Raw genomic sequence first — 12,476 nt, 5'->3', positions numbered from 1 at the left:
GCGGATTTTTTATTCACATACCAGATACAAACACTTGAATACTTATCAACTTTGGTCTTACTGGCGCAATGCTTTGTTTCGAATTTTTAATTTATAAATAATAAAATCAAATAATTAAGTTTATTCATTCATCCAACCAGTCAAATGCACGCTGCAAAAAGGCGACCGCGTCTTCCTCGATGATGAGGCCATGTGCCATCACCAACCGCTTCGGTGCCCAGCTTAACATCTTGTGCAAATGCACCCGAGCTGTGTCGTGATGGAAAATAAAGCTCAGTCGCCAGTCCAGCGGTGTCTGGCCTTCAGGTGCGACCACACCCGCGCCTTTTGCCACAAAGCGCTGGAAGGTGTTCAGGCTCTGGGGATCAAAGTTTTCAATCAAGTCGGTGACCAGTAAAGTGCCACTTTGTGGATGATAGAACACCGCTTCTTCCATCGCCGGAGAGCCCGTAAAAAGCAGCGTTTTCAGAGTTTTATCCCAGGGATAATGTTGGTCATTGTCAAGAATCTCATCAAAGTTGAGTGCCTCACACTTGTCTTTGACCTCCTGCGTACCAAAGGTTTGCGCTTCCGGGTAAGCCTCCTGCCACGGCGCCATAAATAGATGGTGGAGGTGATTGGGTGCAATCAGATAGGTCACGGGCCCAAGCGAATCAACCTGCTCACGCAGCTCTGGTGTCAGGCGGATTGGACTGTGTACCCACAATCCACCACAAGGTAAACGTACTATCGTCATTCGGGTAGTGAAAGGCATGGTGAAAAAAGACACAGCTTCACCATCGAAGATCCAAATATTGTCGTCCAGCTGTCTCATGTTCATCTCCCTGGGGGTCTAACTTCCCCTTAGCTAATTCCTTAATAGTAAGAAAAAGTAATGAGATTTGAGACTAACATACTTGCTGATAATTTATCCAATTCGCCACAAAGCCAACCAAGCTGGTACGTACACTTTAGTTTACTGGCAAACGTCTTTAAGTATCTGTGCTCCCAGATCACGCATAATCTGAGGCTCAGGGTGGGTATGAGCGAAAGTGCGTAATCCGTAAATACTGACAATCAGGCTCCGTGCTCTGTCCAAAGGCGTGCGTGCGCCTGTCAGTTCACCTTGATCAGCAATACGCTCAAACACTGCACACAGAGCATTACGCCACATAGCACACTGCTCACTGAGAATAGCCTGAGCCTCCGTATCCTGCTCAGCCAGCTCGTTCAGCGCTTTTTGCGTCAGGCACAGCTTTTGAGGATCACAGCTCACACATTCATCCACGACATGAGTCAGGTAGGCTGCCAGCCCTGCTCTGGCAGATGAGAATTGTGAAAACAGCGCCTGTAATTCATCACCACGATCCCGGTTGTACTGCTCCAGAGCCGCCAGCAACAGACCACGCTTATTCTGAAACGCGCAGTAAATAGATCCAGGATGCAAGCCCGTTGCAGCTTTGAGATCTTGCATACTGGTTTTCGCATACCCTTTTTCCATAAATGCCGTCATCGCGGCCCTGAGCACCTGCTCTCTGTCAAATTCTGCACTGCGCATTTCATTATTCTCCTGTTCAGGCATAGTGCATTTTACTCATTTTTGAATAAATGTTCAAAATATACTTGAACGCTTGTTCAAATGATCATATCTTGAATAAGCATTCAAAAACTAACCGGGTCCTACTATGACGAGCAAACTGTTTGAAACTTATGCATTAAATGAGCAAATTTCGCTGAAAAACCGCATTCTAATGGCACCACTCACCCGCTGTATGGCTGATGATCAGTTGGTGCCGACCGACGCCATGGCGCAATATTATGCGCGTCGCTCAGAGGCTGGTTTAATCATATCTGAAGCCACAATTATTCGACCTGACGGGCAAGGCTACCCAAATACACCGGGCCTGTTTACGCCTGAGCAAATCACTGGATGGCGCAAAGTGACGGATGCCGTTCACGCCAATGGCGGCAAAATATTTGCCCAGCTATGGCATACCGGCCGGGTTGCGCACCCGCACTTCTTTGACGGTGACAAAGTGTTGGCTCCCAGTGCAGAAAAAGTAGAAGGTACAGTGCCACGCATGCGCGATTTGAGTTATATCACTCCCACGCCAGCCACGGTTGAAGAGATCTCGGTACTCGTCGCAGATTATGCACAGGCAGCCAGCAATGCCATTGATGCTGGTTTTGATGGTATTGAGCTTCATGCCGCCAATGGTTACCTGATTGACCAATTTTTGCACCATGACAGCAATAAGCGCACCGATGAGTATGGTGAAACGCCGCAAAACATGAGTCGCTTTGCGCTGGAGGTTATCGACGCCATCAGTGAACGCATTGGTGCTGAACGAACAGCTGTAAGGCTGACACCGGGTGCCTATTTTAATATGCAGGCCGATCCACGCGATAAACCGGTCTTTGACTATTTGCTGGCACAACTGGAGCAGCGCACACTGGCCTATGTGCATATCGGTATTTTTGACGACGCTATGGAGTTCGAATTTCTGGGTGGCCGTGTCTCGGACTATGTCAGAGCAAATTACAGTAAAACCCTGGTCGGCGTAGGCGGCTTTACTCCACAAACCGGCGAGCAGGCGCTACGTGACGATCGCTTTGATTTGCTGGCGATTGGCAGGCCTTTCATTGCCAACCCGGACTATGTGGAAAAAGTCAGACAAGGTCACGCGCTGACCCCTTACTCCGACGAGATGCTGACAACCCTGGTGTAATACCCTCTAAATTCGCTGCGGGTGAAAGACACCCGCACGCTTTCTCTGGTGAGCACTACTGCCCGACAGGCTCTGTCGGTGCTATCACCGGAAGTTGCTCGGCCTGCCAGCTAAGATAATCGCCACTAAGGTGCAGCAGGCTGAACCCTTGCTCCGTCAGTGCTTGCTCAAAAATAGCTGCCCGGCGTCCCGAGCGACAATAAACCACCAGCGTCTGGGGTTTTAGTCTCTCCAGCAAAGACTGGTGCTGATTGATCTGATCAAAAGGAATGTTAATCGCGCCTTTAAGGTGCCCGGCCAGAAACTCTTTTTCGCTTCTGACATCCACAATGACATGGGGCTGAGCCGACATCTGATTGCGTAATAACGCCTGTTGACTGATGATCTCTGTGGCAGCCTGAGCGACCAGACTCACCAGACCAAACAACAAAAATAAACCTTGCTTAATCATATAACACCTTCTGTCTGTTAGACTTTCTGCTAACCGCAAGCAGAGTAAAGTAACGATACGCCCACTTCAAGAATATTTTACCCTCAAAGAGCCAATAGCACAGAATAAAACTCCCTTAAGCAAAGTGCTTCCCTATACCAGAAACGTAGCTCAACTTGTCAATTTTTCACTTTGAAAACTTACCATTTATTTTACAATTACTTATTTATTTGATCTGGCTCATTGGTCAGACAACTACGGCTATAGTCTAATACTCAGTATCAGAGTTTACATCTATTACTAGTATTTGGGTGAGAGTGTTCGCTCCGGTTATATGGAAAAAGGAACAGCAACCAAAAACTTGAGCTTTTACTCTATTTTGCTATATTTTTTATCAAGCTTGATGATGAAGAATATTGGACCTCTTGAGGGCACGCGCTAATAACGACGAATAAACAGGTGCAAATTTGTCTTGAGAATTAAATATATCGGTTATTAATTCGTCACAATGACGAATGACAATAACGCCAGTTCGTAAACCTTTCGGTTAGTGTAAAAACAACCGGAAACGTGGCTTAGAAGTGCGATAGTTGAGCCGCCTTAAGTTCGGAAGAGCAATATGGAAAGCAAAAAAATCGCAGTCGTCACTGGTGCACTGGGTGGCATCGGTTCAGCTATCGTCAAAGAGCTGGTAAATGCAAACTGTTTTGTTGTGGCTGTTGCCAGCCCGCGTCGTACCTCAGCGGATATTGATGCCTGGCTCAATGAGCATGCGATCAACCCGGCAGCTGTGCATGGCATCTTTTTGGATGTTACTGATCATCAGGCCTGCCAGCAGCAGCTCGATGATGTTATTGATCAATTTGGTCGCATCGATATTCTGGTCAACAATGCAGGCATCACACGGGATACCTCATTCAAAAAGATGACCCTGGCGCAGTGGCAGGAAGTCATCGACACTAACTTCAATTCCATGTTCAACATGACCCACCCGGTTTTTGCACACATGTGTAGTAACAAATCAGGTCGCATCATCAACATTTCGAGCGTAAACGGCCAAAAGGGTCAGTTTGGTCAGGCGAACTATTCTGCTGCTAAGGCCGGTATGATCGGATTTAGCAAAGCACTGGCTTACGAAGGCGCCCGCGCAGGCGTGACCGTAAACGTGGTTGCCCCTGGCTATACAGCAACACCTATGGTCGAAAAAATGCGTGAAGATGTGCTTGAAAGCATCAAGGCACAAGTGCCGATGCAGCGCTTAGCCACGCCACGTGAAGTGGCTCAGTCGGTCGCTTATCTGGCGTCTGATCAGGCAGGCTATATCACAGGTGAAACGCTGGCGATTAACGGCGGACTTTATATGAACTAAGCGGCGTATATCAGGATTGAGCCTACGCTCTGAAGTACCTGGGCAGTAACGCTACCTATACGGACTTTTTTGATAAACAGGAAGCACACCATGTACAACGATCTAATGAAAACTTTTACTGAGCAAAGCGAGCAGTTTTTCTCTCCGGCAATCAAGTTCAACCAACTGGTTGCTAAAAACATTGAACAACTGGCGCAAATCCAGCTTGATGCAACAGAAAACTTCACTAAAACCTCTGTTGAGCAACTGAAAACTGCCGCTGAAGTAAAAGATGTTAAGTCTTTCATCGACTTCAATGCCAGCCAGCTTACTGCAATGAACAAGCTAAGCCAGCAAATGATCGACGACGGTCAAAAGCTGACTCAACTTGGCAACGAATTCAAAGAGCACCTTGACGCTATCTCTAAAGACAGTGTTAAAGCCACTGCGAAAGCTTAATCGCTGTCGTCTGCCCCTGCCTGTTGCGGGGGCATTTTTTTAGCCTGTTTTTTGTAGTGGCTGATCCGCTATACCAAACACGACACAAGACACGTGCAATCAATTTTCCTATTAGGACACGAGTAATGGATACCGATAACACAGATCTTAATAAAACGCTGACTGCCTGGTGGCAGTACAATCAAGATCTCTACACCATATTCAGTAATAACCTGCTCAAAGAAAACCCCGTTCAACAAGCCCTGAACGAGCAAAGTGCCCGGGATTTTGGTGTCTGGTTGAACGAAATAGCGAAGCAGCCAGAAACCTTTGTTCAGCATCAGTTTGACTGGTGGCAGGAACAGCTCAAAATCATGCAACAAACCTGGGGTCAGGGATTCGACACTGAGCAACCAGATGTCATCGAAACAGAGCGTGGTGACCGCCGTTTTAAGGCTGACGAATGGCGTGATAACCCCTGGTTTAATTACATTAAACAAAGCTATCTGCTGTTTGGTCAGTCCCTGTTGTCTTCTATCCGTGAAACACCGGGACTGGATGATAAGCTCAAGGAACGGCTAGAATTTTTTGCCCGTCAGGTCGTCAACTCGATCTCCCCCAGCAACTTTATCTCCACCAACCCTGAGCTACTTAAGCTGACTTTGGACTCCAAAGGCGAAAACCTCATCAAAGGGTTGGAAATGTTTAAAAAAGATCTGGCCAAAAGTGGTGATATGTTGCGTATCAGCATGACTGATGAACACGCTTTTGAGCTAGGCAAAGACATTGCCACGACCCCCGGTAGAGTGGTATTCCAGAATCACCTGTTCGAATTGATCCAATACGAAGCAACCACTAAAGAAGTGTTTAAAACACCGTTGCTGATAGTACCGCCATATGTCAACAAGTACTATATTCTCGATCTGAAACAACAAAACTCGCTGGTAAAATGGTCTGTTGATCAGGGTCATACCGTGTTTATGATCTCATGGAAAAATCCAGATGCCAGCATGGCTGAAATCGGCTTTGAGGATTACATAGTCGATGGGGTGATTGCTGCTCTGGATGCCATTGAGAAACAAACCGGTGAAGCCTATGTCAATGCGGTAGGTTACTGTATTGCAGGCACTTTGGTAACCACAGCAATGGCTTACTTTGTTTCGAAACGCATGAAGCATCGCATTAAGAGCGCTACCTTATTGACGACGCTGCTGGATTTCTCACAGCCCGGCGAAATTGGGGTCTTCGTCAATGAACCGACCATTTCTGCACTGGAGAAATACAACCTGCAAAATGGCATCATGCATGGCCACCTGCTGGGTGTGTCTTTCAGTATGTTGCGCGAAAACAGCCTGTACTGGAATTACTACGTTAATAATTACCTCAAAGGTGAAGCACCCATGGACCTGGATCTGCTTTACTGGAATGGCGACAGCACCAACCTCACTGCAAAATGCCATAACTTTATGTTGCGCGACCTGTATCTGGAGAACCGCCTTGTGCAACCTCGCGAGGTAGAAGTCAGAGGCACAAAAATAGATCTGAGCAAAGTTAAACAACCGGTGTACATGTTATCGACCCGGGATGACCATATTGCGCTGTGGCAAGCGACCTTTCAGGGCATTCAACACACCAGTGCCAAAACCACTTTTGTACTGGGTGAATCAGGTCATATCGCTGGGGTTATCAACCCTCCAGCGGCTGAAAAGTATGGTTTCTGGTATGGTCCGGACGCAACCGGTGACGCCAATGCCTGGCTCGATAAAGCCAAACATCAGAGCGGCTCCTGGTGGCCTCACTGGGGCAAGTGGATAAGCCAGTATGTGGATGAAAAAATCCCTAAGCGGGCCACCAGCAGAAAAGACAATCCAGGTATCTATGCAGCACCTGGCGAGTACGTCAAAGTGAAGATCTAGCACCAATTCAGCGGACTGCCCTCGGGCAGTCTCTCACGGTAAAAGCCATCCGCGGCTATCCGGTGGCTTATACCAATTACTTTTGCCGGGTGAACTCACTGTGTTTGGCCGACACCATGTGTAAACCACTCAACCTGACGGCCTGTTTACTTAACCTTGGAAAGTCCTTTCTCATCTTATAGCTGTGATACAGGTTGCTGAAAATACTGCTGCGAGACAAGCTGTCTAGTTGGGCGAGAAACACTTTTGCACTGTCAGGCTGACCATCCGGGGCAGTCTCTCTGCAACAGGCCTGATAGCGCTTGAGCAGAGCGACCAGGGTCAGGCTGGGATCTTTTTGCCGCAGTGCCAGCTCTGCTTCGATAAAAAATGCCGCCCCGCTCCAATATACCCGAGCATGTGCCCTGCGCCGCCACATATCTTCACTGACTCTGGCCAGAGGACCCGGCGTATCCCAGGTACCCAGGCGGCCACGCTCCAGTCCAGCCATAATCCGCTGCACATATTCATCGGCATCAATGACTCCGGAATGCAGCATAATGACGTTTTGCAAATAAGTAGCCAGCCCTTCCGCCAGCCAGAAATCGGGGTAATCAAACAATGGATGATATAAGTGCGCCAGTTCATGATACAAAGTCCAGTCACGAATTAACTGCTGCTCTGTCGCAAATGCACTGACATGTAGCTCGATGCCATCCACATTCCCTCGGTTTACCGCTCCCCAGGGCACCGGCTCACTGCTTAAATAGACGTTTTGAAGCCTGACGGGCAGCCGGGGTTGTGCAACAGGTCCCAAAGCCTTTTCGGTGGCTTCAAGACCCCGGGTTAGCCAACTGGTCACAACGGCTTGTCGTTTTTCACTCAGTTGCTCAAGCTGCTGATAAACCAATTCTGTGGCCCACCCGGGTGAGCACAATAGTAAAGCACCTATTAATATCCGCATGACCCCTCCTGAGCATCTCTCAATCCACCATATCATATCAGGCACAGTTGTAATGCACTGTAATAGTCAACAGAGCGCGAAGCACTACACTTTCTCGCAACATAACCAACAGTGTAAGGAGCTAATTATGGGGCAAGGTGGATTCATTACGCTCGTCAATAGTACCGATTCGGACTGGACTCGTACGGGCCAACACGCTTACCAGATGAATGCCTGGGAGTTTCCCGACACCATTGCGGCCAAAACCAGTACCAGGGTCTATGTAGAATGGGATCAGGGTATTTTTCATGACCAGCAAGATGACGCAGCAGAAGTCTATTATACCATCAACGATGGCCATCACTCGTGTTTTCAGATTCAGGCCAGGGCGAAGAAGGGCTTTGAGCTTCAGGTGGTGTTCGATAATCTGGTCTCCAGTGGCAACCCCGCGGGGTCGACGCTCAGGCTGGGTTGGCAGCACAACGGCATAGTGAGCTTTATCCTTGCCGGGCGTTACGGCGACTACACGGGTTCCAACCTGCAAAGCGCAGACTGGATGAGCCAGAATCTGGCCTTGCTTGGCGATAAAAAACTGCGCGACGTGTGCATTAGCGGCTCTCATGATTCGGGGATGAGCGTGTATACCTCAGGCACTGCATTTGCCCATAGCTGCAATACACTGACGCAGAGTGCCAACCTTCAGGGCCAACTAATTCTGGGAGCTCGCTATTTTGATATACGTCCGGTGATAAGTGATGGAGACTACTACACAGGGCACTATAGTGAGATTAGCCAGATTGGTTCCTGGCAAGGCGCCAATGGTCAGTCTATTGCTTCGGTTGTCTCGGACATCAACGCGTTTGTTGCCCACAACAACGAGCTGGTGATCCTGAACCTCTCACATGCTTTAAATACAGATGTGGGTAACGCACATTATCGCCCATTCACTCAAACTGAATGGGATGGCCTGTTTGACGCCCTGTCGGGTCTGAGTCATCTCTACGTGGCAGATGCCAACAGCGACCTGACCCAACTGACACTCAATCAGTTTATTTCAGGCAGTGCTGCCGTATTACTGCTTGTAGGCGACAGTAATGTGGAACTCGGCGCACATGCAGGCAAAGGGTTCTTCCCGGCCAGCAGTTTACCTGTGTACAACAGTTATGCAGACAAAAACACCGTTGCAGCCATGACAGACAATCAACTAGACAAAATGCAGCAACATGCACCTGAGGACTATTTTTTACTATCCTGGACGCTGACTCAAGATGCCACTCAGGCCACGACTTGTGCGCTGGGGGTAACCTCCAGTATCAAGGCGCTGGCAGATGAAGCCAATCAAAATCTGGCCTACCTGCTCTATCCGGCAATCACGCCACAGGCCTACCCTAACATCATCTATACCGATAACCTGATTAACAGCGATGCCGCCGCTATGGCCATGGCTGTAAACTGGACCGTGTTGTCCTGATAGCCTGTTTTGGGGCCTCAACCAGGCCCTGCTTCCATCAGTAAAAAGCTCACTCGTTAAGAGCAAAATTTCTTGTTAGACACCACTGTCGATTGCTCGTTTAATGCGCCCCATAACCTAACCTCATTTAAATTAATTTTTTACCCGTTAAGGAACGTTAATGACAGATTTGATCTCTTCTGAGCAGGCACGTGAATGCTACAACGTGCGCCACTGGAGCCAAGGCTTCTTTGGTATCAATGATCAGGGAGAGGTAACCGCCATGCCGACAGCAGATAACCCGGGGCACGCGGTTACTTTGACACACATTGCCGCGCAGATTAAGGCGCAGGGCTATGGCTTACCCGCTTTAGTGCGGTTCCCGCAGATCCTTGAGCAGCGCGTCAATGACATCTGTCAGGCGTTTAACACAGCAATTGCTGACTACCAGTATCCCAAAGACTATCTGTTGGTTTACCCCATCAAAGTAAACCAGCAACGGGAAGTGGTTGAAGGGCTAATAGCCAGCCAGGACGGTAAAGAGAAAAAGCAACTGGGCCTTGAAGCAGGCAGCAAAGCCGAGCTGTTGACTGTGCTGGCGTTGAGCGAAAAAACCAGCGCCGTGATCGTCTGTAACGGCTACAAAGACCGCGAATACATTCGCCTGGCGCTGATCGGCGAAAAGCTCGGCCATCGGGTGTATATCGTGCTCGAAAAACGCTCCGAGCTGGATCTGGTACTGGCCGAAGCCAAAGCGCTGAATGTCACGCCAAGGCTGGGCCTGCGTGTTCGTCTGGCTTCGCAGGGCAAAGGTAAGTGGCAGGCAAGCGGCGGTGAAAAGTCTAAATTTGGTTTGTCCGCTTCTCAGGTGTTAACTGTGATCGAGCAGCTAAAACAAGCAGACATGCTGAGCGCATTGCAACTGGTGCATTTTCACCTGGGGTCGCAAATGGCCAACATCCGGGATGTACGTTTGGGCGTAAGTGAAGCGGCACGCTTTTACTGCGAGCTGCGCAGACTGGGCGCTAACCTGATCAACCTGGACGTGGGCGGTGGCCTGGCGGTTGACTATGACGGTACACGCAGCCAGTCGCATAACTCGATGAACTATAGCCTGGCTGAGTATGCCAACAATGTGGTGTACACCATAGGTGATACCTGTCAGCAGTATAACCAGCCGATGCCGACCATCATTTCGGAATCGGGCCGGGCGCTGACGGCACACCATGCAGTGTTGATCACCGATGTGGTAGGCACTGAAAGCTATCAGCCGGAGCAGCTGAGCGCGGTTGCCAGCGATGCCCCGCAGCTGCTGCGTAATATGTGGCGCTCATGGCAGGCACTGAGCGAGCAAAGCGATGACAGAGCCCTAATTGAGCTCTATCACGATACGCAGGGCGACCTGGCAGAAGTGCACGGGCAGTTTGCCATGGGCTTGTTGTCGCTGGAGCAACGCGCCTGGGCTGAGCAGGTAAATTTGCGTATTTGCTACGAATTGCAGCAAAGAATGGACAACAAAAACCGTTTTCATCGTCCGATCATCGATGAGCTAGGCACCAAACTGGCCGACAAGTTCTTTGTGAACTTCTCCTTGTTCCAGTCACTGCCCGATGCCTGGGGCATAGATCAGGTGTTTCCTGTGCTGCCGCTGAGCGGCCTGACACAGGCACCGAAAAAGCGTGCGGTGCTGCTCGACATCACCTGCGATTCTGATGGTGCGGTGGATCATTATGTCGATGGTCAGGGTATTGAAAGCACCCTTCCGGTGCCTGAATACACGGCGGATTCGCCCTACTTGCTGGGCTTCTTCCTGGTCGGTGCATATCAGGAGATCCTGGGCGACATGCACAACCTGTTTGGCGACACCCACAGTGTGGTGGTCCGGGTGGATGCGCAGGGTCAGCTGCAAATGGACGACGTCGACGCAGGCGACAGCGTGGCAGATATGATGCGTTACGTACATTTGGACGTAGCGGCATTTAAAGAGAACTTTATTGCCCAGGTGAATGCCCGACTGGAAGAGGCCGATCGGGCCATGTGCCTGACCGAACTTGCGTCGGGCCTGGAAGGCTACACCTATCTGGAGGAGTGCTAAGTGAAGCAGTTGTTCGACCATTGCGACCACTCGTTATACTCAAACGGCATGACGTTTTTACGTCAGCCCATGGTGCGAGATATCGCCCATATTGAGTCCGACGTCGTGGTATTGGGGTTGCCATTTGACTTGGCCACCTCAGGTCGTCCCGGTGCCCGTCTGGGGCCGGATGCGATCCGTCGTGCCTCGGTTCACTTAGCCTGGGAAGGTAAACGCTATCCATGGCAGTTTGCTTTGTGGGACAAAATTAGCCTGCACGATGCCGGCGACTTTACTTATCCGGTGGGGGATCCGGAATACTTTACCGCGCAGCTGGAATTGGCGGCAGAGCAGATCCTCCATCAGGGTAAAGCCTTACTCGGACTGGGCGGCGACCACTTCGTCACCCTGCCCTTGTTACGGGCGCATCAGAAGATACATGGCAAAATGGCCTTGGTGCATTTTGATGCCCATACCGATACCTACAGTCAGGGCTCACGATATGACCATGGCACGATGTTTTTTCATGCCCCCAGAGAAGGGCTGATCTGTCCGGAGCACTCCATTCAACTGGGGATCCGTACTGAGTTCGAGCAAAGTAATCATGGCTTTGCCGTGGTCGATGCGATGCAGGCCAATGATATGGATGCCCAGACCATTGCTGAGCAGATCAAGGCCAGAGTCGGTGACCTGCCAGTCTATCTGACCTTTGATATCGACTGCCTGGACCCGGCCTTTGCACCTGGCACCGGCACCCCGGTATGTGGTGGCCTGAGCAGCGACAAAGTACTGAAGATCCTGCGTGCACTACAAGGGATTAATATCGTTGGTATGGATGTGGTGGAAGTCTCGCCCTCATACGATCAGAGCGAGCTGACGTCTATCGCCGCAGCCACCATCGCCTACGAATTGCTCCATTTGTGGGCCATTCGCCACAAATAATTTAAAGCGCCTGCGGGCGCTTTTATATTTTGCCATTAGTGGATTTCGTTTATCTTTACATACAGATATGCTTTGTGACATCGAGCAAAAAGCGAAAAAACAAACACATTGCTTTATTGCTTTAAGCACAAAAACCACCCAAACCATGCCTTTTTCGTATCCTCTTTTTTTCCTATCACTGCTAACTTAATTCGGTGCTTTTGGCGAGTTCTTTCAGGGAATAGCCCTTAGCAAGGAAGCAGAATGAT

Annotated in this window: 11 protein-coding genes; 7 read left to right on the top strand and 4 right to left on the bottom strand. The window is 49.7% G+C overall.

Translation table 11 applies throughout. From position 1 onward, the window contains the following. Nucleotides 1-124 precede the first annotated feature (124 nt). Together CWB98_RS22615 and CWB98_RS22610 are read right to left on the bottom strand one after the other, a co-directional pair. The gene (locus tag CWB98_RS22615; RefSeq protein ID WP_138546859.1) at nucleotides 125-814 is read right to left on the bottom strand and encodes a DUF4336 domain-containing protein; all 690 of its coding nucleotides are present in this window, start codon (nucleotides 812-814) and stop codon (nucleotides 125-127) included. Between the two features lie 141 nt (nucleotides 815-955). Then, entirely contained in the window at nucleotides 956-1,537 is a 582-nt protein-coding gene (locus tag CWB98_RS22610; protein WP_138546889.1) for a TetR/AcrR family transcriptional regulator, read from the bottom strand. Between the two features lie 127 nt (nucleotides 1,538-1,664). On the opposite strand from CWB98_RS22610, the gene CWB98_RS22605 reads away from it, so the two are divergent. After that, nucleotides 1,665-2,708: an alkene reductase gene (locus CWB98_RS22605; protein ID WP_138546858.1), complete on the top strand. Its 1,044-nt coding sequence runs from the start codon at nucleotides 1,665-1,667 to the stop codon at nucleotides 2,706-2,708. 55 nt (nucleotides 2,709-2,763) lie between these two features. Here the strand turns inward: CWB98_RS22605 and CWB98_RS22600 are convergent, their stop codons facing one another. Further along, entirely contained in the window at nucleotides 2,764-3,159 is a 396-nt protein-coding gene (locus CWB98_RS22600; protein ID WP_138546857.1) for a rhodanese-like domain-containing protein, read from the bottom strand. A gap of 598 nt (nucleotides 3,160-3,757) precedes the next feature. Between CWB98_RS22600 and CWB98_RS22595 the strand changes: the two genes are divergently transcribed. The 3 genes from CWB98_RS22595 to phaC all read left to right on the top strand — a co-directional run bounded on the left by CWB98_RS22595 (nucleotide 3,758) and on the right by phaC (nucleotide 6,840). Beyond that, nucleotides 3,758-4,507 (top strand): SDR family oxidoreductase, encoded by a 750-nt coding sequence (locus CWB98_RS22595; RefSeq protein WP_138546856.1) that lies wholly within the window; start codon nucleotides 3,758-3,760, stop codon nucleotides 4,505-4,507. Between the two features lie 90 nt (nucleotides 4,508-4,597). Further along, nucleotides 4,598-4,945: a phasin family protein gene (locus CWB98_RS22590; RefSeq protein ID WP_046006440.1), complete on the top strand. Its 348-nt coding sequence runs from the start codon at nucleotides 4,598-4,600 to the stop codon at nucleotides 4,943-4,945. Nucleotides 4,946-5,070: 125 nt separating this feature from the next. Beyond that, on the top strand, nucleotides 5,071-6,840 hold the full coding sequence (phaC, locus tag CWB98_RS22585) for a class I poly(R)-hydroxyalkanoic acid synthase (RefSeq protein WP_138546855.1): 1,770 nt from the start codon (nucleotides 5,071-5,073) through the stop codon (nucleotides 6,838-6,840). A 76-nt stretch (nucleotides 6,841-6,916) separates the two neighbouring features. Here the strand turns inward: phaC and CWB98_RS22580 are convergent, their stop codons facing one another. Then, nucleotides 6,917-7,783, bottom strand: a complete 867-nt coding sequence (locus tag CWB98_RS22580; RefSeq protein WP_138546854.1) for a M1 family metallopeptidase — start codon at nucleotides 7,781-7,783, stop codon at nucleotides 6,917-6,919. Nucleotides 7,784-7,910: 127 nt separating this feature from the next. On the opposite strand from CWB98_RS22580, the gene CWB98_RS22575 reads away from it, so the two are divergent. From CWB98_RS22575 to speB, 3 genes are all read left to right on the top strand, one after another. Further along, entirely contained in the window at nucleotides 7,911-9,233 is a 1,323-nt protein-coding gene (locus CWB98_RS22575; protein ID WP_138546853.1) for a hypothetical protein, read from the top strand. A 160-nt stretch (nucleotides 9,234-9,393) separates the two neighbouring features. Continuing rightward, nucleotides 9,394-11,307: a biosynthetic arginine decarboxylase gene (gene speA / locus CWB98_RS22570; protein WP_138546852.1), complete on the top strand. Its 1,914-nt coding sequence runs from the start codon at nucleotides 9,394-9,396 to the stop codon at nucleotides 11,305-11,307. Next, nucleotides 11,308-12,228 carry an agmatinase gene (gene speB / locus CWB98_RS22565; protein ID WP_125716149.1) on the top strand — a complete coding sequence of 307 codons (921 nt, stop codon included), beginning with the start codon at nucleotides 11,308-11,310 and terminating at the stop codon, nucleotides 12,226-12,228. Nucleotides 12,229-12,476 lie beyond the last annotated feature (248 nt).

The organism is Pseudoalteromonas rubra (assembly GCF_005887115.1).
Taxonomy (GTDB): Bacteria; Pseudomonadota; Gammaproteobacteria; order Enterobacterales; family Alteromonadaceae; genus Pseudoalteromonas; species Pseudoalteromonas rubra_F.
This window is presented reverse-complemented; position numbering and strand designations above follow the sequence as displayed.

Coding starts and splice junctions, on each gene's coding strand:
- CWB98_RS22615 (WP_138546859.1), bottom strand. CDS start 814: ATGAGACAGCTGGACGACAATATTTGGATCTTCGATGGTGAAGCTGTG.
- speA (WP_138546852.1), top strand. CDS start 9,394: ATGACAGATTTGATCTCTTCTGAGCAGGCACGTGAATGCTACAACGTG.
- CWB98_RS22580 (WP_138546854.1), bottom strand. CDS start 7,783: ATGCGGATATTAATAGGTGCTTTACTATTGTGCTCACCCGGGTGGGCC.
- CWB98_RS22610 (WP_138546889.1), bottom strand. CDS start 1,537: ATGCGCAGTGCAGAATTTGACAGAGAGCAGGTGCTCAGGGCCGCGATG.
- CWB98_RS22590 (WP_046006440.1), top strand. CDS start 4,598: ATGTACAACGATCTAATGAAAACTTTTACTGAGCAAAGCGAGCAGTTT.
- CWB98_RS22595 (WP_138546856.1), top strand. CDS start 3,758: ATGGAAAGCAAAAAAATCGCAGTCGTCACTGGTGCACTGGGTGGCATC.
- CWB98_RS22575 (WP_138546853.1), top strand. CDS start 7,911: ATGGGGCAAGGTGGATTCATTACGCTCGTCAATAGTACCGATTCGGAC.
- CWB98_RS22600 (WP_138546857.1), bottom strand. CDS start 3,159: ATGATTAAGCAAGGTTTATTTTTGTTGTTTGGTCTGGTGAGTCTGGTC.
- phaC (WP_138546855.1), top strand. CDS start 5,071: ATGGATACCGATAACACAGATCTTAATAAAACGCTGACTGCCTGGTGG.
- CWB98_RS22605 (WP_138546858.1), top strand. CDS start 1,665: ATGACGAGCAAACTGTTTGAAACTTATGCATTAAATGAGCAAATTTCG.